The following is a 22,861-nucleotide window of genomic DNA, read 5'->3' as shown; positions in this document are numbered from 1 at the left end:
ACGGCAGGGCTTCGCCGTGTCTCAGCGGCAGGTGCGTCCGGTGTTGATGCACCGCACCATCTGGTTCATCACGCGCTCGTCGAAGACGTTGATGAAGTCCCCGTGGTCGGTGACCGGCTTGTGCAACTGCTCGGGGAAGCCGTCCACGGCGAAGAACGGCCGGGTCTTCCCGTTGTCCTTCAGGCTGGGCGCGTCCACGTCGTACACCAGGCGCTGCACGAGCTGCGGAATCGCCACGAAGCCCTTCGGGCAGCGGCCGTCGGCGTCCGTGAACGCCACGTGGGAGCGGTGGTTGGCGCTGTCGGCGTTCTTGCCGTCCCAGCAGCTCTGGAACTTCGCCGTACGCACCACGTCGCTGCCCTGCGGGCAGATCGGGTACTTGTCCTTCAGCTGACGGTTCTCGAACCCGGTGCAGCTCCAGGAGGCGTTGGCGTTCGCCGTCCCGTTGCTGAAGGCCTTCGCGTCGCCGGTGATGATGCGCAGGAACCTGGGCATCGCCACGACCTTGCCGCGCGGGTTGCCCATGTACTCCAGGGTGACCTTCTTGGCCGTCAGGATGCGGCCGGTGTTGCCCTCGGCGCCGCCGCCCTGCTTGTCCGCGTCGAACTCACGGGTGCCGTCCTGCAGTCGCAGCACCGGCCAGTAGTAGGTCGACTTGTCGCCCTGGTTCTGGCAGCTGGTGCGGCCACCGGCGAAGGTGTTGTTGTCGGCGAACGCGTTGTTGGCCTGGTTGCCGACGTAGTCGTGGGTGTGATGCGCCCCGTTGGACACGCCGGGTGCCACGATGACGTTGTCGGTGTTGTAGAGCTTGTTGGCGTTGACGCCGCACGTGGTGGTGAACAGGCCCTTGGAGGCGTTCCCAGCGGGGCGCGGGGTGCGCACATTGGGCTGGACGCTGGTGATGTCCACGAAGTCCGCGGCCACCGGGCCGTTGCCCTTCTGGCCCTGATCGCCACCCTGACCGCCGCCCTGACCGCCGCCCTGACCGCCGCCGCCCTGGTTCCCGCCCTGGCCGCCGCCGGACTGCTCCTTCAACGTGCAGGTGGCGAGCCCGCCGAGGCCCTGCGGAGTGGCGGCCACTCTGCCGATGGCGATCGAGATGCGGTCGATGGTCGCGGTGCGCTTGTCCTTCAGCGGACCCATGATCGCGTTCTGCGCGAAGTTGGCGTCCTGCTGGATCGCCCGCTGGGAACCGGCCAGCCGCTGGTACGCCTCGGCGACCTGCTTGTCCAGCAGGGCGAGCTCCCGGTCCACCTCGGCCCTGGCCCGCTGGGGCACCGCGCTCAGGCGCTGGCCGACGTCGGGGCAGTCGATGGTGGAGGCGCGGGCGGACAACGCCCGGTCGCGGCTGTCACTCTGCTGCGATCCGCCCGCGTCGGCCGAGGCGTACATGTTGACCGTCACCAGTCCACCCGCCCCCAGGGCTAACGCGGCGGTGGCGACGATCGCCCGTCTCGCGGTCTTCGACCGTCTACGCGTATTGCGTCGCATGGAACTCCTCTGTCATGTCGGACGCGTTCGACGGAAGGTTATAGCCACGCGACCGGACCGGGGCAGCGGGGTGGATCATGTCACCGATCCGTCAGATTCGCCCTGGAGCCGAGGGGTTCCGGGACCTCCCGGGGTCAGGCGGTCACCTTGGCGAGGAACTCGGCGACGTTGGCCACGGTCCGCTCGATCTTCTCCTCCAGGGTGAGCGACTCATGGAGCCGGGCGCCCGCGCCCGCGTCCTTCTTGCCGCGTACGTACAGCGAGCAGGCGAGGTCGCCGCATATGTAGGTGCCCACCGAGTTGCCCCGCTGCCTGGCCTTCCCCGCCTTCGGCGCGACCATCAGGGGGACGCCGCCCGCGTGGGAGGTGAGGCACAGCGAGCACATGCCGCGCTGGGTCTGCCAGGAGGCGGGCGTGGGGCAGCGCAGCGCGAGAGCCGTCGGGCGGCCGTCCAGCGTGGTGACGAGGTAGGCGCGGTCGTAGGCCTGGGGATCTCGCCAGCCGAGGTAGTCCAGGTCGTCCCAGGGCCGGTCGGCCAGATCGCGGGGTACGGACAGGCGTTTCGCCTCGCCCTTGGTGCAGTTGACGAAGGCGGAGCGGATCTCTTGCTCGGTCAGCGGCTTCATGACCGGGAGGCTAAGTTGCCTAAAGGTCTTAGGCAAATGAATAATGGCCTCGGTCGGCGTGATGCTGTCGACGGAGAGGGAGGGGCATGGGGTACGCAGGGCTGACCGCGGAGCGTCTGACCCGGGCCGGGGCGGAGCTGGCCGACGAGGTCGGCTTCGAGCAGGTCACCGTGTCGGAGCTGGCCAGGCGGTTCGACGTCAAGGTGGCGAGCCTGTACTCGCATCTGAAGAACTCCCGCGACCTCAAGACCAGGATCGCCCTGCTCGCCCTGGAGGAACTCGCCGACCGGGCCGCCGACGCCCTGGCCGGGCGGGCCGGGAAGGACGCCCTGACCGCCTTCGGACACGTCTACCGCGACTACGCCCGCGAGCATCCCGGCCGCTACGCCGCCGCCCAGTTCCGGCTCGACCCGGAGACGGCGGCCGCCAGCGCGGGCGGCAGGCACGCCCAGATGACGCGGGCGATCCTGCGCGGCTACGACCTGGCGGAGCCGGACCAGACACATGCGGTCCGGCTGCTCGGCAGCGTCTTCCACGGCTACGTCAGCCTGGAGTTGGCGGGCGGGTTCAGCCACAGCTCCCCCGATTCGGAGGAGTCCTGGTCCCGGGCCCTGGACGCGCTCGACGCCCTGCTGCGCAACTGGCCCGCGACCTGATTCGCCTGGCGACAGCGCGCGGATAGCCCATTCGCTCCTCTCCGGTCGCTTCCGCTCCGCGCCGGACGGCGCTCCGGTGACCTGCGTAAACGATCAAGTGGAGTGGTGGCCGTGGCGCGGTTGGGTGACGCCTCGTGTTGCAGGGGTGGCGGACTGTCGGTTGGCTCGTGAGCGGAACACCTCACAGGTGCCGCGTGATCGGGTCGGCCACTGCTCCGTTGGAGGATTTTCATGCGTTACGTACCCGCCGGCGCAGGCATCGGCCTGGCGCTCTGTGCCCTCGCGTTGCAGGGCCCGGCCGCTGCCGCCGCCGATGACTCGGAGCTCCTCATCAGCCCGAGGAACGGCGCCCCGGGGTCCACGGTCACCGTCAGCACGACCGCCTGCGGCTCGGACGTGACCTACGGCAAGGGCACCGCGGGCGGAGACGAGTTCCACCTGTTCGACGACAACCACACTGGCGTACTCACCGGCCACTTCCGGATTCCCGAGGAAGCCGCGTCCGGCGGCCACGACGTGGTCGTGAAGTGTCCGCCGAGCATCAAGATCACCGATACGGTCGCGGTCGAGCGCAGCCGCCCCACCGGCGGGGTCCACGCCGGTTTCGGGCCCGCCGCGGTCGGCGAGAACAAGCCGACCCTCCTCGGTGGCGCGGTCCTGGCCGTCACGGCCGGAGGTGTGCTCATGATGCGCCGCCACCGAAGCGTCCGGCGCTAGAACCCTCGCCCGGCGGAGCGGTGGGGAGACTCGGCGGTGGCGTGGGACGCGGAGGTGGCCGTCGTCGGCGCGGGAGCGGCCGGTCTGACGCTGGCCTACCGGCTCGCCACCCTGCCCTCCCCGCCCCGGGTGCTGCTGGTCGAGGCGCCGGAGGGGCGGCTGCGGCCACCGGAGCGGACGTGGTGCTGGTGGGAGGAGCCGGGCGGTGAGTTCGACGGGGCACTGGCCGCCCGCTGGGGCCGGGTCGGGGTGCACGGGGCCGACGGCCGCCCGCTGAAACGCGAGATCGCGCCCTACGTCTACAAGATGCTGCGGTCGCGCGACTTCGAGCGCTGGGTGGCCGCCCGCCTCGGCACGGCGCCCTCGGTGCGGCGGGTCGAGGCGATGGTGGACGAGGTGTGCGACGACGCGGGCGGCGCCCTGGTGCGCGGTGTCCGCGCCGACGGCCACCCGGTGGCCTGGCGCACCCGGTGGGCCTTCGACTCCCGCCCGGCGGCCGCCCTGCCACCGGCCCGTACGACGCTGCTCCAGCACTTCCGGGGCTGGTTCATCCGCTGCGCCACCCCCGCCCTGGACCCCGCGGTGGCCGAGCTGATGGACTTCCGCACCCCGCAGCCGGAGCGGGGCCTGTCCTTCGGCTATGTGCTGCCGCTGAGCGACCGTGAGGCGCTGGTGGAGTACACCGAGTTCTCGCCCGCGGTGCCGGCCGACGCCGCGTACGACGCGGCCCTGCGCCACTACACCGGGGCCGTGCTGCGGCTGCCGCCCTTCCGGGTGCTCTCCGCCGAGCAGGGCGTCATCCCGATGACCGACGGCCGCTTCCCCCGCCACGCGGGCGCCCATGTGTTCCGCATCGGCACCGCGGGCGGCGCCACCCGACCGGCCACCGGCTACACCTTCGCCGCGGTGCAGCGGCAGTCCCGCGCGGTGGCGGCGGCCTTCGCCGCGGGCCGCCGCCCGGTGCCGCCCGCCCCCTACCCGGCCCGCGCGCTCGCCATGGACGCGGCGATGCTGCGCGCCGTGGCCACCGGCCGGGTGACCGGCGCGGATGTCTTCACCGGCCTCTTCCGCCACGTACCCGCCGAGCGGCTGCTGCGCTTCCTCGACGGCCGCACCGGGTTGGCGGAGGATGTCATGGTGGGGTTACGGACCCCGGTGGCACCCATGCTGCGGACGGTGGCCGAACTGCCCTGGCTCCGGCGGCGGACCGGCATCGCGCACACCGCCACCGTCACCGCCACCGGCCGGGCGCCACTGAGGCGGGAGCGGTGAAGCGCGCGGTGGCGGCCCGCCGGGGGCGGGACCGGCGGGCCGAGGTGCTGCCCGTGACGGCGGGCCGCGCCCGGGTCCCGGCCGGAGGTGCGCCACGGGTCGCGGTCGTGGGCGGCGGGATCGCGGGGCTCGCGGCGGCGACCGCGCTGGCCGAACGCGGGGTCGCGGTGGTGCTGTACGAGCGCGGCGCGATGCTCGGCGGGCGGCTGGCCGGATGGCCGACGACGCTCGCGGACGGATCGGCGGCGACGATGTGCCGCGGGTTCCACGCCTTCTTCCGGCAGTACTACAACCTGCGAGGGCTGCTGCGGCGGATCGACCCGGGCTTGAGCCTGCTCACCGGGCTGCCCGACTATCCGTTGTGGCACGCCTCGGGTCTGCGGGACGGTTTCGCGGGCGTCCCGCGCACCCCGCCGTGGTCCGCGCTCGGCTTCGCCGCGCGCAGTCCGTCGTTCGGCTGGCGGGACCTGGCGCGCATGGACCCGGTGGCCGCGCTGCCGCTGTTCGACGTCCGGCTGCCGTGGATCCACGAGCGGCTGGACGCGCTGAGCGCGGCGGAGTTCCTGGACGCGGTCCGCTTCCCGGCGGCGGCCCGGCACCTGGCGTTCGAGGTGTTCTCCCGCAGCTTCTTCACGGATCCGGGCGAGCTGTCCGCGGCGGAGCTGGCGGTGATGTTCCACATCTACTTCCTCGGGTCCAGCGAGGGGCTGCTGTTCGACGTGGTGCGCGAGCCGTTCCCGTACGCACTGTGGGATCCGCTGCGGCGCTATCTGGAGGGCCACGGCACACACGTGCGGCTGGGTGCCGCCGTGGAGTCGGTGTGCCCGCTGGACGGCGGGCGGGTGGCGGTGGACGGGGAGGCGTACGACGGGGTGGTGCTCGCCCTGGACACGGCGGGCCTGCGCACGCTGGTGGCGGACTCCCCCGGCCTCGGCGACCCGAAGTGGCGGGACCGGATCGCGGCCCTGCGGACCGCGCCGCCGTTCCTGGTCTCCCGCCTGTGGCTCGGCGCGCCCACGGACCCCGGCCGCCCCGGGTTCCTCGGCACGAGCGGCTACGGCCCGCTCGACAACGTCAGCGTGGTGTCCCGGTGGGAGGGCGAAGCCGCCCGCTGGGCGGCGGCCACCGGCGGCTCGGTGCTGGAGCTGCACGCGTACGCCGTCGGCCCGGCCGCCGACCGGCCCGCCGTGGAGCGCCGGTTGCGGGCCGAGCTGGCCCGGGTCTACCCCGAGACCCGGGATGCCGAGCTGGTCGACGTCCGCCACGAATGGCGCGCCGACTGCCCGGCCTTCCCGGTCGGCGGCTACCGCGACCGGCCCACGGTGCGCACGCCCGATCCGGCGGTGGTGCTGGCCGGGGACCTGGTCCGCACCGATCTGCCGGTCGCGCTGATGGAACGGGCGGCCACCAGCGGGTTCCTGGCCGCCAACGCGCTGCTCGCCCGCTGGGGCGTGCGCGGCCAGCGGCTGTGGACGGTCCCCCGCCACGGCCGCATGGCAGTGCTGCGCGGTGTGCACCGGCTGGCCGACCGTCCGTCCGCCGTGCCCACCGTCGGTCAGCCCGGGAAGCGCCCGGCCTCCCGCAGGGCCCAGCGGCGTTCGGCGTAGGCGAGGTCGTCGCGCCACAGACGCGCGGCGGCCGCGCGCATCAGGGGGCGCAGCAGGGGTGCGGCCGCGCGGGCGACGGCGAAGCCGGGGCGGTCGGACGTGGCGAGGACGGCCTCGATGACGGCGGTGCGGGGGCGGCCGCGGTGGTCGGAGGCCAGCGGGGTGGCGTGGGTTTCGACGACGGAGCCGCGGCCCTCGCCGTCGGTGATGCGCATGACGACGGTGCGGGGCCCGGGCGCGGCGAAGACGGCGCGGACGGGGACGACCACCCGCCCGGCCACTTTGAAGGACACCCGGACGGCGAGGGCGTCCTCGCCGTCCGGCTCCTCGACGGTGAGATCGACGAAGGAGTACGGGTGGAGCCACCCGCCGTGCCACGGGTCGAGGCGGTTGGCGATGACATCGGCGGGCTCGCAGGTGCCGGTGACGTCGTGGACGGCGGCGACCGTGGCCCCGGCCGCCGGGCGGAGCGGCTGTACGGGGCGTTCCAGCGGCTCCTCGCCACCGGCCGCGTCGAGCCGTACCCAGGCGAGCACGCCGTCGTCGTGGGCGGGCAGCGGGGACCAGCCCGCGGTGGCGTCCCCGGGCAGGGCGAGGCCGTGCCAGTGGCAGACGAGCCCGCCGCGGCTGACCGCCGCGTCCTTCAGCGGCGCCCCGAGGTGCGGGCAGGCGCCGGGGCCGGCGGTGAGGCGTCCGGCGGCGTCCCGCCAGGCCACCACCTCGCTGCCGGCGATGGTGCGGCCGAAGGGGCGGCCCCGGGTGACGGCGGCGGACGCGCCGAGCACGTACCAGTTGCCCGACGGGCGGTCCTGGGCCCGTTTCAGGGCCGCGGCGATCAGGGCGGGCCTGGCCTCCCGCCAGGTGGGCCGCTGCCGCTCCCAGGGAACACCGCCGCGGCGCAGGGACAGCGGAAGACGGCGCGGTACGACCGGTGTCATGCGGCCTCCTCGGCGGGGAGCGGCCGGCCGGGCGGGGCGGTGCGTACGGTACGGGCGGCCAGCAGCCGGGCGGCGCCGACCCGGACCAGTCCGTCGAGCGCGACCGCGGCCCGTACCCGCCGCCGCACCGCCGACCGCCGGTGCAGCACCGCGTAGCCGTCGCGCTCGACGGCGGTGACGATGCCTCCGTAGAGCACGTACGCGGTACGGATGCAGGGGCGGGCCACCGGGTCGAGCATCGGGATGCCGGGCAGCGCCCGGCGGTAGTAGCCGCGGGTCAGGGCGGCGAAGTCGCGCAGGGCGGCGGTGATGCGGTGGTCCCGCCGCCCGGTGCGGCGGGACCACCGCAGGCGCGCCCGGTCCACTCCGTGTGCGGTCAGCAGGTCGGCGGGCAGATAGATCCGGCCGCGGTCCAGGTCCTCCCCCACGTCCCGCAGGAAGTTGGTGAGCTGGAAGGCGACACCGAGCGCCGCCGCGTGCGGCTCGGCGTCCTCGCGGGGCACGACGTGGCCGAGGACGGGCAGCATCTGAAGGCCGATCACCGCGGCCGAACCGTGCATGTAGTGGCGCAGGTGCGCGAAGGTGGGGTAGTCGGTGACGGTCAGATCGCTCCGCATCGAGGCCATGAAGTCGGTGAAGTGCCGGTGGTCGATGCGGTACGTGGCGGCGGTGTGCGCCAGCGCCCGTACGACCGGCTCGTGGGCGCGGCCGGTGCGCAGGGCCCGGGACAGCTCGTCGGCGAGCCGTGCCAGGCATGCCTCGCGTGGCGCGGGACCGGCGGAGCCTTCGAGGTCGTCCACGATGTCGTCGGCCCAGCGGGCGAATCCGTAGAGCGCGTGCACGGCGGGGCGCCGGGCCGCGGGCAGCAGCCGGGTGGCCAGGAAGTACGTCCTGCCGTGGCGGGCGTTGAGCTGTCGGCACCGCAGATAGTCGGCGCGCAGCGCCGGGTCGTGGATGCCCGCGGCGTCGAGTTCGTGTCGGGTCATGGGGATCCTTGCCGGTGGAGGGCCCGCGGCCGGACGCGGCGGGGGCCGTCGAGGTGGACGTGGCGGGGGCCGGGGCGGGGGTGGCCGGTGATGCGGGCGGCGGCCAGCTTTCCGGAGATCAGCACGGTCGGGACGCCCACCCCGGGGGTGGTGCCGCAGCCCGCCAGCACCACGTTCTCCGTTCCGCGTACGAGGTTGGCCGGGCGGAACGGCCCGGTCTGGCCGAAGGTGTGGGCGAGCGAGAACGGGCTGCCCGCCGCGTGCCCCTGGGCCGCCCAGTCGGCCGGGGTGACCAGGCATTCCTCTTCGACGGCCGCCCCGAGTCCGGCCAGGCCTCGGCGCTCCAGCTCGGTGAGGACGTGGTCCCGGTAGCGCGGTCCGAGGGTGCGCCACTCGGCGGCGCCGGGGCCGATGTCGGTGTTGGGGCAGGGCGCGAGGATGTAGTGGATGTGGCGGCCGGGCGGGGCGAGGGCGGGGTCGTGGGTGGTGGGCCGGGTGATGAGGAGCGAGGGGTCGCTCATCAGCCGCCCGGAGACGGTCAGTTCCTCGAACGTGGTGCGCCACGCGGCGCCGAAGGAGAGGGTGTGGTGGGCCAGGTGCGGCCAGGTGCGGTCGGTGCCGGTGTGCAGGACGACGGCCGATGGTGAGCGCCGCGCCCGCAGCGGGCGGCGCGGGGCGCGGCCCAGCAGCCGGTAGGCCTCGGTCAGCTCGCAGCTGAGGACGACGGCGTCGCAGGGCACACGGCCGTGTGTGGTGATGACGGCGGTGATCCGCCCGGCCCGCCGCTCCAGCCGGGTGACCCGCTGGCCGTACCGCAGGTCGGCACCGGCGTCGGTGGCCGCGGCGGCCAGCGCGCGGGGTACGGCGTGCAGGCCGCCCCGGGGGAAGTACACGCCCGCGACGGTGTCCATGTAGGCGATGACGGCGTACGCGGCCAGGGCGCGGGCCGGTGGCACGCCCGCGTAGAGGGCCTGGAAGGAGAACACCCGGCGCAGCCGCTCGTCCCGGAGGAAGCGGCCGATGCCCGGGTCGAGCCGTCCGAAGCCGCCGAGCGCGGCCAGCCGGGCCAGGTCGGGGTGGAGCAGCTGGAGCGGCGAGTCGAAGTTGGCGTCGATGAAGCGGGTGATCTGCACGCGGTGGAGGGCTTCCAGCCAGGTCCGCAGCCGCCGGTATCCGGCCGCTTCCCGTGGCCCGGCGAAGGCGCGTACGGATTCCTCCATGGCGTCCGCGCCGGTGTGGACGTCGAGGCTGCTGCCGTCGGCGAACGTGGCCCGGTAGGCGGGGTGCAGCGCGACCAGGTCGAGCCGGTCGGCCGGCTCCTCCCCCACGGCGGCCAGTGGCTCGGCCAGCAGGTCCGGCATGGTGAGCACGGTGGGGCCGGTGTCGAAGTGGTAGCCGCCCCGCTCCAGCCGGCCCGCCCGGCCGCCGGGCCGGGTGGCGCGTTCCACCAGGGTCACCCGGCGTCCGGCGCCGAGCAGGTGCAGGGTGGCGGCGAGCCCGGACAGACCCGCCCCGACGACCACGACATGGCCGGTGGGCCCGGCGACGGTCCTCATGGGCATGGTTTCAGTCTTCTGACGTCCGGGCCGCGCACCCGCGCGAGGGGCCGTCCGGCCGAATGAATTCGACCGTGGGTGAGGCGGATTCGAGAGCTAGATTTTGGTTATCATTTTCATCTAGCTGCTACGGTGGCACCCACATCCCCGAACACGACGACCATGACCACGGAGAGGACCCATGTCCGCCCACTGCCAACTCACCGGCCGACGGCCCGGCTTCGGCAACCATGTCTCCCACTCCCACCGCCGCACCAAGCGCCGGTTCGACCCCAACATCCAGCGCAAGCGCTACTGGCTGCCCAGCGAGGGGCGCCATATCCGGCTCACCCTCAGCGCCAGGGCCGTCAAGACCGTCGACAACATCGGCGTCGAAGCCGCCGTGGCCCGCATCCGCGCCCGGGGAGGAAAGGTCTGATGGCGAAGAAGAGCAAGATCGCCAAGAATGAGCGGCGGCGCGCCATCGTCGCCCGCTACGCCAAGCGCCGCGCCCAGCTGAAGGCGCTCATCGCCGCTCCCCACACCCCGGAGGAGGAACGCCTCGCCGCCGAGCGGGAGCTGCGCCGCCAGCCGCGCGACGCCAGCGCCACCCGCGTACGCAACCGGGACTCCGTCGACGGCCGCCCCCGTGGCCATCTGCGCGCCTTCGGCCTGTCCCGCATCCGGCTGCGCGAGATGGCGCACGCGGGCGAGCTTCCCGGGGTGACCAAGAGCAGCTGGTGAGCCCCGTGGCGTACGAGGGGTCGTACACATGCCACCACCCCCGGCGCGGCCGGGGGTGGTGGCATCTGGGCGAAGTGGCTCAGCCGGCGCCGGCCGCGGCCTCTGGCTGGATCCGCGGGGCGGGACTGGGGCGCCCCGCGGGGCGGGTGACGGCGGAGACGGCCACCATCACCACGACGTTGAGGACCAGCGCGATGACGCCCACGTTGAGATCCTTGATCGCCTGCGGGAGGCCCGGCAGCAGGCTGCCGACCGTGGCACCGGAGAGGGTGACGGCGGCGACCGTGACCACTCCGACGACGATGCCCGCGGCCGCCCCCTGCTTGGACACCAGCTGCCGCTTGGCCAGGCTCGCGAGCAGGGCGGGGAAGAGCTGGGTCACCAGGGCGTAGCCCATGAGCAGCAGGGACACGATCGAACTGCCGCCGTTGAAGGTGAAGTAGAGGGAGACCAGCGCGAGCGCGGGGACCAGCCACTGGGCCAGACGGGTCACCTGCGTGTCGCTGCTGCGCGGGCGGGCGAGGCGGTAGACGTTCTTCGCCAGGCAGGTCGCGGAGGTCATCAGCAGCAGCGATCCGGGAACCAGCGCGGTGAGCAGTCCCGCGCCGCCGACGATGCCCACGAACCACGGGGGGAAGGTGGCGGTGGTGATGCGCAGCAGCGAGAGGTCCGCGTCGGCGCCCTTGAGGCCGGGCACGACGAGGATGGCGGTGAATCCGGCGAAGAAGACGAAGAGCAGGATGAGCTGGTAGAGCGGCATGAAGATGGCGTTGCGGCGGAAGACACGTTCGTTCTGGGCGCTGTAGGCGGCGCTGAAGGTGTGCGGCCACATGTAGAAGCCGAGCGCCGAGAGCAGCACGGTGGAGGCGAACCACGAGGTGCTCATACCGCTGGTGGGCAGGGTGAGGAAGCCCGCCTGGTGCTTGTCGACCGCGCGGAACATGTCCTCGAAGCCGCCGAAGTAGTGGATCGGCAGGTAGATGCCGAGGATCAGGACGACCGCGAGGATGGTGACGTCCTTCATGACAGCGGTCCACGCCGAACCGTGAATGCCCGAGATGGTGACGTAGACGGTCAGGGCGATGGTGCCGATCACGATGGCCCAGTGGGAGGGGATGCGGCCGTCGGAGGAGACGGACACGATGATCCCGAGCCCCTTCAGCTGCAGGACGAGGTACGGCACCATCGCGATGACGCCGACGAGGGCCACGAGGGCGCCGAGCAGCGGGCTGTCGAACTTGGCGACGAAGAAGTCGGACTGGGAGATGAGCCGGTGCTGTTTGGCGTACCGCCAGACGGCCGGGAGCAGCCAGTAGGACAGCACATAGGCGAGTGAGGCGTAACAGAGGATGTAGTACGCCGGGGCGCCCTTGCCGTACGCCCAGCCCGAGGCGCCGAGGAAGGTGAAGGTCGTGTAGATCTCACCGGCCAGCAGCAGGAACACGAAGATCGTGCCGAAGCCGCGGCCGCCGACCGACCACTGTTCGAGGTCCATGTCCCTGCCGCGGCGGGCGCGCAGCCCCAGCAGCAGCGCGGCGGCGAGGAAGACGAAGATGACGGCGAGGGCGATCACGAGGTGGTCTCCTCACGGTTGGCCGGGTCGATCCGGTAGATCACGGCCATGGTCGCCGATATCAGGACGACCCACAGGACCAGCCAGAAGAGGATGAACGGCATACCGAGGACATAGGGCGTCACCCGGTTCACGAAGAAGATCCCCCCGAGGATCCCGATGAACGGGATCGCGCCGAGCAGATGGATGGGTTTCACGTCAAGAACCTCCTGGGGCGGGCCGCACTCCTCGGACGGGGCGGGACTCCTCTGGGGATGACACGAGCGTGGGACGGTCCCGCCGGGGTGATGCCACCGGGAGACGGCTCGGCCCATCAGGAGGGGTGGTCACCTCTCCCCGATCCAGGCCATTCCACTTCGCGGAAAACTTTTTTCAACTGGGAGATGTATAGGTCGGCCGCGAACCCATGTCAACGCTTCACGCCCAGCGGATCGATCAAACATTCCGCCGAAGCGGACGCATCGCCATCAACCGCCGCCGGGGGGTTGACGCCGACGGACCACAAGGGTTGTTATTCCACTAAGCAAAAATCACTATCCGCATCATGGAAGTAACGAGGGTGGTGGAGACGTAGCAGCCCGGCGTTCCAGAGGCGCCCCGACGTGCGAGGTCAGCCCATGCCCACACCGAGTCCCGGATTCGCCCTCACCCTGCGTGCGGAGGCCCCCGCCGACGCCACCGCCACCCGGCGGCTGGCCGCGGCGGTGGGCGACGCCGGGGGCGCGCTCACCGCGCTCGATGTCGTCGAGACCGGCGCCGACCACATCGTGGTCGACCTGACCTGCGACGCCGTCGACAGCGACCACATCAAGGTGATCACCGACACGGTGGCGGCACTCGACGGGGTGGGGGTGCGCACGGTCGGCGACGCCACGTTCCTCATGCACATCGGCGGCAAGCTGGAGGTCAGCCCCCGGGTCGAGCTGCGCGGCCGTGACGACCTCTCCCGCGCCTACACACCGGGAGTCGCGCGCGTCTGCCAGGCCATCGCCGCCGACCCGGACGAGGCCCGGCGCCTGACCGTGAAGCGCAACACCGTCGCGGTCGTGACCGACGGATCGGCCGTGCTCGGCCTGGGCAACCTGGGCCCCGCGGCGGCCCTGCCCGTCATGGAGGGCAAGGCCGCCCTGTTCAAGCGGTTCGCCGACGTGGACGCGTGGCCGGTGTGCCTGGACACCCAGGACACCGACGAGATCGTCCGGGCCGTCGAGCTGCTCGCCCCGGTGTACGGAGGCGTCAACCTCGAGGACATCTCCGCACCGCGCTGCTTCGAGATCGAACGGCGGCTGCGCGAAAAGCTGGACATCCCCGTCTTCCACGACGACCAGCACGGCACCGCGGTCGTCGTCCTCGCCGCCCTCACCAACGCCCTGCGCGTGGTCGGCAAGAAGCTCGCCGATACGACGATCGTGGTGAGCGGGGTGGGCGCGGCGGGGACCGCCATCATCCGGCTGCTGGCCCCCGAGGGCGCCGGCGACATCGTGGCCTGCGACCGGTCCGGTGTCATCCACCGCGACCGGGCCGGACTGGACGCGTCCCGCCGGCAGCTGGCGGAGGACACCAACGCCGGAAACCGCACCGGCAGCGTGACGGACGCCCTGCGCGGCGCGGACGTCTTCATCGGCGTGTCCGCGCCCGGCATCCTGAGCGGCGAGGACGTGGCGGCGATGGCGGACGACGCGATCGTCTTCGCCCTGGCCAACCCCGACCCCGAGGTCGATCCGGTCCAGGCGCGGCGCCACGCCACCGTCGTCGCGACCGGCCGCAGCGACCACCCCAACCAGATCAACAACGTCCTGGCCTTCCCCGGCATCTTCCGCGGCCTGCTCGACGCGGGCGCCCGGGAGATCTCCGACGCGATGCTCATCGCCGCGGCCCGCGCCATCGCCGACACGGTGGCGGCCACCGAGCTGCACGCCGGACACATCGTCCCCAGCGTCTTCGACCCGGACGTCGCGCCCGCGGTCGCCGCGGCGGTCCGGGACGCGAGCCCCACCGTCGACCCGGACGTCGCGCCCGCGGTCGCCGCGGCGGTCCGGGACGCGAGCCCCACCGGGGCCTGACCCCTTTCCTGCGTACGAGTCCTGCAAGCGACACCACTTCCCGGGATGTGAGAAATGAGCACCCACCATCTCCCCTACACGGTCAACCTGTCGATCCTCTTCACCGAGCTGCCGCTGCTGGAGCGCCCGGCCGCGGCGAAGGCCGCCGGGTTCGACGCGGTCGAGTTCTGGTGGCCCCACACCGTGGCGGTGCCGGAGGACAAGGACGTCGACGGCTTCGTCCGGGCCGTGCGGGACGCCGGGGTCCAGCTGACCGGGCTGAACTTCTTCGCCGGGGACATGCCGGGCGGCGACCGCGGCCTGGTGTCCTGGCCCGCCCGCAGCGCCGAGTTCCGCGACAACATCGACGTGACCGTGGCGATCGGCGAACAGCTGGGCTGCCGCGCGTTCAACGCCCTGTACGGAAACCGCGTCGAGGGCGCCGACCCGGCGGAGCAGGACGCCCTGGCCGCCGAGAACCTGGCGCTGGCGGCCGAGGCGGCGCAGCGCATCGGCGGCACCGTCCTGGTGGAGCCGGTCAGCGGCGCCCCCGCGTACCCGCTGCTCACCGCGGCGGACGCGATCGGGGTCATCGACCGGGTGGAGCGCGCGTCCGGCGCCCGCAATGTCCGCTTCCTCGCCGACCTGTACCACCTGGCCGTGAACGGTGACGACGTGGCCGGTGTGATCGCCACCCACGCGAAGCGCATCGGCCACGTCCAGATCGCGGACGCCCCCGGCAGGGGCGCGCCGGGCAGCGGCGGGCTGGACCTCGACGGGCTGCTCACCGGGCTCGAGGCGGCGGGCTACGACGGCTGGGTGGGCCTGGAGTACAAGGCCCAGGGCCCGAGCGCCGACAGCTTCGGCTGGCTCCCGCGCGAGCGGCGCGGCAGCACCGCCCACGCCTGACCCCGCCACCAAGCCCTCAAGAAGGAGGAATTATGACCGCCACTCCGCGGAAGATCGCTTTCATCGGCCTGGGCATCATGGGCGGCCCGATGGCCGCCAACCTGGTCAAGGCCGGGCACACCGTCACCGGCTACAACCGCAGCCGTGCGGCCGTCGACACGCTCGTCGCCGCCGGTGGCCGTGGCGCGGACAGCATCGCGCAGGCGGTGGGCGACGCCGAGGTCGTCATCACCATGGTCCCGGCCGACCCCCAGGTGAAGGAGATCGTCCTCGGCGAGGGCGGCGTCCTGGAACACGCCGCGCCGGGCACCCTGCTGATCGACATGAGCAGCATCACCCCGCAGACCTCCCTGGAGGTCGAGGCGGCCGCCCGGCCCAAGGGTGTCCGCACGCTGGACGCCCCGGTCTCCGGCGGCGAGGCGGGCGCCATCGAGGGCGTCCTGTCCATCATGGTCGGCGGCGAGCCGGACGACTTCGCCGACGCGGGGCCGGTGTTCGAGGCGCTGGGGACCACCATCGTGCACGTCGGCCCGCACGGCGCCGGTCAGACGGTCAAGGCCGCCAACCAGCTGATGGTCGCCGTCCACCTGCAGGCCCTGGCCGAGGCCGTGGTGTTCCTGGAGAACGCCGGGGTGGACCTCGAGGCCGCGCTGGAGGTGCTGGGCGGCGGCCTGGCCGGTTCGACCGTGCTGGCCCGCAAGCGGGACGCGGTGCTGAGCCGTTCGTTCCAGCCCGGTTTCCGCATCGACCTCCACCACAAGGACATGGGCATCGTCACCGACGCCGCCCGGGCGGTCGGCGCACCGCTGCCCGTCGGCTCCGTCGTCGCCCAGTTGGTCGCCTCCGCCCGTGCCTGCGGCGACGGAGACCTGGACCACTCCGCGCTGCTGCGCGGCGTCGAGCGCCTGGCCGGCCGCGACATCCACTGATCCCCCGGAACCACAGGAGAACCCCATGGCGCGTATGACAGCGGCTCAGGCGGCGGTGGAGATCCTGAAGCGTGAGGGCACCACTCACGTCTTCGGTCTCCCCGGCGCGGCGATCAACCCCTTCTATGCCGCGATGCGCAGCAACGGCGGCCTCACCCACGTCCTGGCCCGGCATGTCGAGGGCGCCTCGCACATGGCGGAGGGCTACACCCGGGCGGAGGCGGGGAACATCGGGGTCTGTGTGGGCACCAGCGGCCCCGCGGGCACCGACATGATCACCGGTCTGTACTCGGCGAGCGCCGATTCGATCCCGATCCTGTGCATCACCGGCCAGGCGGCGGTGGCCAAGCTGCACAAGGAGGACTTCCAGGCGGTCGACATCGCCTCGATCGCGGCGCCGCTGACCAAGATGGCCATGACCGTGCTGGAGCCCGCCCAGGTGCCGGGCGCGTTCCAGCAGGCGTTCCACCTGATGCGGTCCGGCCGCCCCGGACCGGTCCTGATCGACCTGCCCATCGACGTCCAGATGGCCGAGATCGAGTTCGACCCGGACACCTATGAGCCGCTGCCGGTCCACAAGCCCGCGGCGACCCGGGCGCAGATCGACAAGGCGATGGGCCTGCTCCAGGCGGCCGAGCGGCCGCTGCTGGTCGCGGGCGGCGGCATCTTCAACGCCGATGCGTCCGATCTGCTGGTGGAGTTCGCCGAGCTGACCGGGGTGCCGGTGGTGCCGACGCTGATGGGCTGGGGCTCCATCCCGGACGACCACCCGCTGATGGCGGGCATGGTCGGCCTGCAGACCTCGCACCGCTACGGCAACGCGACCCTGCTGGAGTCGGACTTCGTCCTCGGCGTCGGCAACCGCTGGGCCAACCGCCACACCGGCGGCGTCGACACCTACACCCAGGGCCGTACGTTCGTCCACGTCGACATCGAGCCCACCCAGATCGGCCGGGTGTTCGCGCCCGACTACGGCATCGTCTCCGACGCCCGGGCCGCCCTGGAGCTGTTCGTCGAGGCCGCCAGGGAACTCAAGGCGGCCGGCCGTCTCGCGGACCGCGCCGACTGGGCCGACAGCTGCCGCCGGCGCAAGGGCTCGATGCTGCGCAAGACCCACTTCGATCAGGTGCCGGTCAAGCCGCAGCGGGTCTACGAGGAGATGAACCGGGCGTTCGGGCCGGACACCCGCTATGTCTCCACGATCGGCCTCTCCCAGATCCAGGCCGCGCAGATGCTCCACGTCTACCGCCCCCGGCACTGGATCAACGCCGGTCAGGCCGGGCCGCTGGGCTGGACCGTCCCGGCCGCGCTGGGCGTGGCCACCGCCGACCCGGGCGCCTCCGTGGTCGCCCTCTCCGGCGATTACGACTTCCAGTTCATGATCGAAGAACTCGCCGTCGGGGCTCAGTTCCAGATCCCCTACCTCCATGTCGTGGTCAACAACGCCTACCTGGGGCTGATCCGGCAGGCCCAGCGCGGTTTCGACATGGACTACTGCGTCCAGCTCTCCTTCGACAACGTCAACGCCCCCGAGGTCGGCGGCTACGGCGTCGACCACGTCAAGGTGGCCGAAGGGCTCGGCTGCAAGGCCATCCGGGTCTTCGAACCCGACCGCATCGCGCCCGCGCTGGAGGAGGCCAAGAAGCTGATGGCCGAATTCCGGGTCCCGGTCGTCGTCGAGATCATCCTGGAGCGCGTCACCAACGTGGCCATGGGCACCGAACTCGACAACGTCAACGAGTTCGAGGAGCCGGCCACCAGCCCCGAGCACGCCCCCACGGCGGTCCGCACCGCCATCGGATGACCCTCCGGGCGGTATCGCCCGGCGCCCCACAGCTCCTCCCGGCGGCGTGATCCACGCGGTCGAAGCCGCGCCGCCGGGAGGCTCCAGCATGTCCCGGGCCGGGACGGGTCACCAGGCCACGGGCAGTTCGTAGACGCCGTAGACGGACCCGTCGTGCTTGAAGGGGATCTTCTCCAGCTCGGTGGCCAGCCGGAGGGTGGGGATACGGCGGTAGAGCGTGCTGTAGACGACCTGCAGCTCCATCCGGGCCAGCGGCTGGCCCAGGCACTGGTGCACCCCGAAGCCGAAGGCCACATGGCGGCGGGCGTCACGCCGGATGTCCAGCCGGTCGGGGTCCGGGAAGACCTCGGGGTCGCGGTTGGCGATGTCGTTGGCCAGGATGATGCCCTCACCGGCCCGGATGACCTGGCCGCCGACCTCGATGTCCGCCAGCGCCACCCGGCGCCGCCCGCTGTGGGTGATGTTGAGGTAGCGCAGCAGCTCCTCCACCGCCGAGGCGACCAGCTTCGGATCGTCCGTCTCGCGCAGCAGGGCGAGCTGGCCGGGGTTCTCCAGCAGGGCCAGGGTGCCCAGCGCGATCATGTTCGCGGTGGTCTCGTGGCCCGCGAGCAGGAGCAGCACACCCATCTGGGCCGCCTCCTCACGGGTCAGCTCGCCCGCCGTGACCCGCCTGGCCAGCCCGGACAGCAGATCGTCCACGGGGTGGGAGATCTTCTCGCCCATCAGGCCGTCCAGGTAGCCGAGCAGCGCTCCATGGGCGGCCGTCCGCTGCTCGGGCTCCACCTCACGGTTGATCAGGACCTTGCTGTTGTCCTGGAAGAAGTCGTGATCCGCGTACGGCACGCCGAGCAGCTCGCAGATCACCAGCGAGGGCACCGGCAGGGCGAACGCCTGCACCAGGTCGACCGGCGCCGGTCCGGCCAGCATCTCGTCGATGAGGTCGTCCACGATCTTCTGCACGGCCGGGCGCATCGCGGCCACCCGCTTGATGGCGAACGGGGCCGTCACCATCCGCCGCAGCCGGGCGTGTTCGGGGTCGTCCATCAGGATGAAGCTGATGGGGACGGAGCCCTTGGGGATCGGGGCCTGGCTCGGATAGCCGGGCCGGGTGATGTCGGCGCTGACCCTCGGGTCGCCCAGCAGGGCCCGCTGCTCGGCGTGCCGGGTCACCAGCCACGGAGTGCTGCCGTCCCACAGGCCGACCCGCGCCAGCGGCCCCTCCTCCGTCGTGGCCCGCAGGGCGGGCGGCGGGTCGAACGGGCAGCCCGCCGCCCTGGCCATCGGAAACTCCGCGAGTGTCATGCCGGCTTCTCCCTCTGCTGAGTGACGCGGCGTCATCGGCGGCCGCCGCGTTCTCCCCCGGTCCAGGCGTCGTCCGGTGATCAGGCAACCCGATCCGGTACATTAAGTCAAGCATCTGATTTAAATTTGGCCGACGCGCTCATCACGGCGCTCGCCGAAGCACCCCTCGCACGCACAGACGAAAGGCCCCGCCATGCCCGACGCCCTTCCCAGACCTGCCGCCGGGGCCTCCGGCCCGCCACCGGTGAACGCCCCGCGCCCGAACACCGTCGTGGCGGTGCTGGCCCTCGCCGGGATCGTGGTCTCGCTGATGCAGACCCTGGTGATCCCGCTGGTCCCCGAGCTGCCCGCCCTGCTGCACGCCTCGGCGGCGGACGCCACCTGGGCCATCACCGCCACCCTGCTGGCGGGCGCCGTCGCGACGCCGGTGATGGGACGGCTGGGCGACATGTACGGCAAGCGGCGCATGCTCCTGGTCAGCCTGTCCATGCTGGTCGTCGGGTCGGCCGTCGGCGCCCTCAGCGACTCCCTGGCCCCCATGGTCGTCGGACGGGCCCTGCAGGGCCTGGCGGCCGGGGTCATACCGCTCGGCATCAGCATCATGCGCGACGAACTGCCCGCGGAGCGGCTGGGCGCGGCGACCGCGCTGATGAGCGCCTCCCTCGGGGTCGGCGGCGCCCTGGGGCTGCCCGCCGCCGCGCTGCTGGCCGAACGCGCCGACTGGCATGTGCTGTTCTGGACCGCGGCCGGTCTCGGGGCGGTCGCCACCGCGCTCGTGGCGAAGCTCGTACCGGAGTCCGCGGTGCGCAGCGGCGGACGCTTCGACGTGGCGGGGGCGGCCGGTCTGTCGATCGCGCTGGTGTGCCTGCTGCTGGCCATCTCCAAGGGCGCCACCTGGGGCTGGACCAGCGGCCTGACCCTCGGGCTGTTCCTCGCCTCGGCGGTCACGCTGGCGCTGTGGGGCCGGTGGGAGCTGCGCTCCGCGCGGCCGCTGGTGGACCTGCGCACCACCGCGCGGCGTCAGGTGCTGCTCACCAACCTCGCCTCCGCGGCGTTCGGCTTCTCCATGTTCGCGATGTCCCTGCTGCTGCCGCAGCTGCTCCAGCTGCCGGAGGCCACCGGTTACGGCCTCGGGGAGACGATGCTGACCGTCGGCCTGGTCCTGGCGCCGTCCGGTCTGGTGATGATGGCCATGGCGCCGCTGTCGGCACGCGTCTCGAAGGCCAAGGGCCCCAAGGTGACGCTGATGCTCGGCGCCGTCGTGGTCGCCGCGGGCTACGGGCTCAACATCGCGCTGATGTCCGCCATCTGGCACCTCGTCCTCGTCTCCAGCATCATCGGCGCCGGGATCGGGCTCGCCTACGGCGCCATGCCCGCGCTCGTCATGGCGGCCGTGCCGGTGTCGGAGACGGCCGCGGCCAACAGCCTCAACACCCTGATGCGGTCCATCGGCACCTCGGTCTCCAGCGCGGTGGCGGGCGTCGTCCTGGCCGAGATGACCATCACGCTCGGCTCCGTCGCCCTCCCCGCCCAGAACGGCTTCCGGGTGGTCATGGCCGTCGGCGCCGGGGCCGCGCTCCTCGCCTTCGTCCTCGCCGCCTTCCTCCCCGGGCAGCGTCCGGCCGACGCCGAGGCGGCCGCGCCCGCCACCGCCGGGAGGCCCGCCACACCCGCGGAGACCTGAGCCCGCGGAGACCTGAGCCCGCGGCGGGCCGGCGATTTCCGTGCATGAGGGCTCGTGTGTCGGGTACACGCATGCCCGACCAGCCGATCTCCGGCAGTCTCATCACCCGAGGAGAGCCCCCATGCTGATGGCCCACCCCGCCGTGTTGCGCAATCTCATCGAGCAGTACGAGACCCTGCACGCTCTGCACGCCGACGTGGGCAGCCCGGAGGTGCGGCAGCGCATGGACGATGTCGCCTACACCCTGTGCGTCGCCACCGGGACCCGGGATGTGGACACCGCCCTGATCGCGGCCCGCCACCGGCTCCCCGGCGCTCGCGTCCAGGACGACTCCCTGCTGAGCACCTGACGCCGGACGGATGAGGTGATGCGCCGGGGCGCGGTACGGGGCGTCCCGGCGTACGCGTGGTGTCCGCCGCTAGCGGCCCACGTTGTCCTCGGCGATGACACGGGCCATGGTGCGTTCCGCCAGGGCCGTGATCGTCACGAAGGGGTTGACGCCGAGGGACCCCGGGATGAGGGATCCGTCGGTCACATAGAGCCGCTGGTAACCGGCGACCCGGCCGTACGCGTCCGTGGCGCGGCCCAGCACGCAGCCGCCCAGCGGGTGGTAGCAGAAGTCGGCGGCGAAGGCGCGGGTGTCGCCGAAGAGGTCGTAGCGGTAGATGGTGGCGTTGGCCGCGTTGACCCGGTCGAAGAGGGACTTCGCGGCGGCGATGCCCGGGGCGCTCTGCCCGGCGGTCCAGTTCAGGACGGCGGCGTCCTTGGCGGCGTCGTAGGTGAAGGTGCCGCGCTCGGGGTTCTTGGTGATCGCCAGGTAGAGGCTGGCCCAGGTCTCGGTGCCGGCCGGCAGCGGGGCGATCTCGGCGAACACCGGATTGGCGGTATTGGACCAGTCGTCGACGGCCATCACCGGGATCGTGGACTGATGGGCCCCGGTGGGGTTCCAGATGTGGTTGGCACGGCCCAGCATGACGTTGCCGTTGCCGCCCCAGCCCCGGCCGACCTCCGCGTTCAGCCCCGGCAGCGCGCCGGTCTCGCGGGCGCGCAGCAGGAGTTCGGTCGTCCCGAGGCTGCCCGCGCCGAGGAAGAGGGAGCGGCAGCCGATCTCGTCCGTCGCGGTGACCGCGCCGGTGGTGTCGAGGCGGTCGACGGTGACGACATACGTGCCGTCGGCGGCCCGCCGCACCGCCCGGGCGCGGCTGAGCGTGTCGATGGTGACGTTCCCGGTGCCGAGGGCGGCCGCGAGATAGGTCTTGTCGAGGCTGCGTTTGCCGTGGTTGTTGCCGTAGATGACCTCCTGGGCGAGCGCGGACTTGGTGGCGGTCCCGGCGGCCTCGCGCCGCATGTAGTCGAAGTCGTAGACGCTGGGCACGAAGACGGTCCTCAGCCCCGCCGCGGCCGCCTGGGCCCGGGCGACCCGGGTGTACTGGTACCACTCCGTGGTCTCGAACCAGTCGGTGGGGACGGGGGAGGTGCCGAGCATGCGATTGGCACGCGGGAAGTACGTGCCGTACATCGCGTCCGCGTCGACGCCCGGCAGTATCTCCTGGAAGTACGCGCGGGGCGGGGTGACCGCGATACCGCCGTTGACCAGTGATCCGCCGCCGACCCCGCGGCCGACGTAGACGGACATGTTCGGGTGCCGTACCCGGTCCAGGACACCGGGATAGGGGGTGATGTCCTTGTTGATGACGTCCAGCCACAGGAACGTGGACAGCGGCGCCTCGGTTCTGCGCTTGAACCACATGGAGCGCTGGTCGGGGGCGGTCATCGAGCAGAACACCGCCCCGTCGGGGCCCGGCGCCTCCCACAGCCGGCCCATCTCGATGACGAGGGTGCGGATGCCCGCCTCGCCCAGCCGCAGCGCGGCGACCGCCGCGCCGTAGCCGGATCCGATGACGAGGGCGGGGGCGTAGTCGGCGCTCTCGGCGGCGGCCGCCGGGGTGAGGCCGATTCGGGTGACTCCGAGGGCGGCGGCCGTCTGGAGGGCCGCCAGCCCCAGAAAGTGACGACGCGTCAGTTTTACTTCCATGGCCGCATCAT

At 72.5% G+C, this 22,861-nt stretch carries 21 protein-coding genes; 12 read left to right on the top strand and 9 right to left on the bottom strand.

Translation table 11 applies throughout. The annotated features are described in order from the left end of the window. Nucleotides 1-21 precede the first annotated feature (21 nt). Nucleotides 22-1,491 (bottom strand): DUF1996 domain-containing protein, encoded by a 1,470-nt coding sequence (locus ACFZCY_RS38205; RefSeq protein WP_391184225.1) that lies wholly within the window; start codon nucleotides 1,489-1,491, stop codon nucleotides 22-24. Nucleotides 1,492-1,625: 134 nt separating this feature from the next. After that, nucleotides 1,626-2,117, bottom strand: a complete 492-nt coding sequence (locus tag ACFZCY_RS38200) for an FBP domain-containing protein (protein ID WP_391184222.1) — start codon at nucleotides 2,115-2,117, stop codon at nucleotides 1,626-1,628. Between the two features lie 86 nt (nucleotides 2,118-2,203). On the opposite strand from ACFZCY_RS38200, the gene ACFZCY_RS38195 reads away from it, so the two are divergent. The 4 genes from ACFZCY_RS38195 to ACFZCY_RS38180 all read left to right on the top strand — a co-directional run bounded on the left by ACFZCY_RS38195 (nucleotide 2,204) and on the right by ACFZCY_RS38180 (nucleotide 6,369). Further along, the gene (locus ACFZCY_RS38195) at nucleotides 2,204-2,773 is read left to right on the top strand and encodes a WHG domain-containing protein (protein ID WP_391184219.1); all 570 of its coding nucleotides are present in this window, start codon (nucleotides 2,204-2,206) and stop codon (nucleotides 2,771-2,773) included. A gap of 231 nt (nucleotides 2,774-3,004) precedes the next feature. Further along, nucleotides 3,005-3,490 carry a sortase gene (locus ACFZCY_RS38190; RefSeq protein WP_391184215.1) on the top strand — a complete coding sequence of 162 codons (486 nt, stop codon included), beginning with the start codon at nucleotides 3,005-3,007 and terminating at the stop codon, nucleotides 3,488-3,490. Between the two features lie 36 nt (nucleotides 3,491-3,526). After that, the gene (locus tag ACFZCY_RS38185) at nucleotides 3,527-4,762 is read left to right on the top strand and encodes a lycopene cyclase family protein (RefSeq protein WP_391184213.1); all 1,236 of its coding nucleotides are present in this window, start codon (nucleotides 3,527-3,529) and stop codon (nucleotides 4,760-4,762) included. After that, nucleotides 4,759-6,369 carry an FAD-dependent oxidoreductase gene (locus ACFZCY_RS38180; protein ID WP_391184211.1) on the top strand — a complete coding sequence of 537 codons (1,611 nt, stop codon included), beginning with the start codon at nucleotides 4,759-4,761 and terminating at the stop codon, nucleotides 6,367-6,369. The genes ACFZCY_RS38185 and ACFZCY_RS38180 overlap by 4 nt, the downstream gene beginning before the upstream one ends. Here the strand turns inward: ACFZCY_RS38180 and ACFZCY_RS38175 are convergent. The 3 genes from ACFZCY_RS38175 to crtI are packed head-to-tail and all read right to left on the bottom strand — an operon-like array spanning nucleotide 6,318 to nucleotide 9,849. Further along, the gene (locus tag ACFZCY_RS38175) at nucleotides 6,318-7,307 is read right to left on the bottom strand and encodes a DUF5914 domain-containing protein (protein WP_391184208.1); all 990 of its coding nucleotides are present in this window, start codon (nucleotides 7,305-7,307) and stop codon (nucleotides 6,318-6,320) included. The two genes, ACFZCY_RS38180 and ACFZCY_RS38175, sit on opposite strands and share 52 nt — an antisense overlap. After that, entirely contained in the window at nucleotides 7,304-8,293 is a 990-nt protein-coding gene (locus tag ACFZCY_RS38170; RefSeq protein WP_391184205.1) for a squalene/phytoene synthase family protein, read from the bottom strand. Before ACFZCY_RS38170 ends, ACFZCY_RS38175 begins: the two co-directional genes overlap by 4 nt. After that, nucleotides 8,290-9,849: a phytoene desaturase family protein gene (gene crtI, locus ACFZCY_RS38165; protein WP_391184308.1), complete on the bottom strand. Its 1,560-nt coding sequence runs from the start codon at nucleotides 9,847-9,849 to the stop codon at nucleotides 8,290-8,292. Before crtI ends, ACFZCY_RS38170 begins: the two co-directional genes overlap by 4 nt. Before the next feature lie 181 nt (nucleotides 9,850-10,030). On the opposite strand from crtI, the gene rpmB reads away from it, so the two are divergent. Both rpmB and rpsN read left to right on the top strand, forming a co-directional pair. Continuing rightward, nucleotides 10,031-10,267 (top strand): 50S ribosomal protein L28, encoded by a 237-nt coding sequence (gene rpmB / locus ACFZCY_RS38160; protein WP_391184203.1) that lies wholly within the window; start codon nucleotides 10,031-10,033, stop codon nucleotides 10,265-10,267. After that, nucleotides 10,267-10,572, top strand: coding sequence for a 30S ribosomal protein S14 (gene rpsN, locus ACFZCY_RS38155; RefSeq protein WP_391184200.1), 306 nt, complete (start codon nucleotides 10,267-10,269; stop codon nucleotides 10,570-10,572). Before rpmB ends, rpsN begins: the two co-directional genes overlap by 1 nt. Before the next feature lie 79 nt (nucleotides 10,573-10,651). Here rpsN and ACFZCY_RS38150 read toward each other — a convergent pair whose 3' ends face one another. Further along, nucleotides 10,652-12,145, bottom strand: coding sequence for a sodium:solute symporter (locus tag ACFZCY_RS38150; RefSeq protein WP_391184198.1), 1,494 nt, complete (start codon nucleotides 12,143-12,145; stop codon nucleotides 10,652-10,654). Continuing rightward, a complete protein-coding gene (locus ACFZCY_RS38145) occupies nucleotides 12,142-12,342 on the bottom strand; it encodes a DUF3311 domain-containing protein (RefSeq protein WP_391184195.1) in 201 nt (66 codons plus the stop codon). The genes ACFZCY_RS38150 and ACFZCY_RS38145 overlap by 4 nt, the downstream gene beginning before the upstream one ends. 420 nt (nucleotides 12,343-12,762) lie before the next feature. Between ACFZCY_RS38145 and ACFZCY_RS38140 the strand changes: the two genes are divergently transcribed. Genes ACFZCY_RS38140 through gcl form a run of 4 tightly spaced genes read left to right on the top strand, consistent with a single transcriptional unit; the run spans nucleotide 12,763 to nucleotide 17,829 of the window. Continuing rightward, nucleotides 12,763-14,208 carry a malic enzyme-like NAD(P)-binding protein gene (locus tag ACFZCY_RS38140; protein WP_391184193.1) on the top strand — a complete coding sequence of 482 codons (1,446 nt, stop codon included), beginning with the start codon at nucleotides 12,763-12,765 and terminating at the stop codon, nucleotides 14,206-14,208. A 54-nt stretch (nucleotides 14,209-14,262) separates the two neighbouring features. Beyond that, the gene (locus ACFZCY_RS38135; RefSeq protein WP_391184191.1) at nucleotides 14,263-15,096 is read left to right on the top strand and encodes a TIM barrel protein; all 834 of its coding nucleotides are present in this window, start codon (nucleotides 14,263-14,265) and stop codon (nucleotides 15,094-15,096) included. A 32-nt stretch (nucleotides 15,097-15,128) separates the two neighbouring features. Next, nucleotides 15,129-16,025, top strand: a complete 897-nt coding sequence (locus tag ACFZCY_RS38130; RefSeq protein ID WP_391184188.1) for a 2-hydroxy-3-oxopropionate reductase — start codon at nucleotides 15,129-15,131, stop codon at nucleotides 16,023-16,025. Between the two features lie 25 nt (nucleotides 16,026-16,050). Continuing rightward, the gene (gene gcl, locus ACFZCY_RS38125) at nucleotides 16,051-17,829 is read left to right on the top strand and encodes a glyoxylate carboligase (protein WP_391184185.1); all 1,779 of its coding nucleotides are present in this window, start codon (nucleotides 16,051-16,053) and stop codon (nucleotides 17,827-17,829) included. Nucleotides 17,830-17,937: 108 nt separating this feature from the next. Here gcl and ACFZCY_RS38120 read toward each other — a convergent pair whose 3' ends face one another. Then, complete coding sequence (locus ACFZCY_RS38120) at nucleotides 17,938-19,131, bottom strand: cytochrome P450 (protein WP_391184183.1); 1,194 nt, start codon at nucleotides 19,129-19,131, stop codon at nucleotides 17,938-17,940. 193 nt (nucleotides 19,132-19,324) lie between these two features. Here ACFZCY_RS38120 and ACFZCY_RS38115 point away from each other — a divergent pair, with 193 nt between their 5' ends. Then, a complete protein-coding gene (locus tag ACFZCY_RS38115; RefSeq protein ID WP_391184180.1) occupies nucleotides 19,325-20,815 on the top strand; it encodes an MFS transporter in 1,491 nt (496 codons plus the stop codon). Nucleotides 20,816-20,936: 121 nt separating this feature from the next. Further along, nucleotides 20,937-21,164 carry a DUF5133 domain-containing protein gene (locus tag ACFZCY_RS38110; RefSeq protein ID WP_123104156.1) on the top strand — a complete coding sequence of 76 codons (228 nt, stop codon included), beginning with the start codon at nucleotides 20,937-20,939 and terminating at the stop codon, nucleotides 21,162-21,164. A gap of 69 nt (nucleotides 21,165-21,233) precedes the next feature. Here the strand turns inward: ACFZCY_RS38110 and ACFZCY_RS38105 are convergent, their stop codons facing one another. After that, the gene (locus ACFZCY_RS38105; RefSeq protein ID WP_391184177.1) at nucleotides 21,234-22,850 is read right to left on the bottom strand and encodes a GMC oxidoreductase; all 1,617 of its coding nucleotides are present in this window, start codon (nucleotides 22,848-22,850) and stop codon (nucleotides 21,234-21,236) included. Nucleotides 22,851-22,861: the final 11 nt, after the last annotated feature.

Source organism: Streptomyces sp. NPDC007983 (assembly GCF_042958345.1).
In the GTDB taxonomy this organism is placed as follows: domain Bacteria; phylum Actinomycetota; class Actinomycetes; order Streptomycetales; family Streptomycetaceae; genus Streptomyces.
This window is presented reverse-complemented; position numbering and strand designations above follow the sequence as displayed.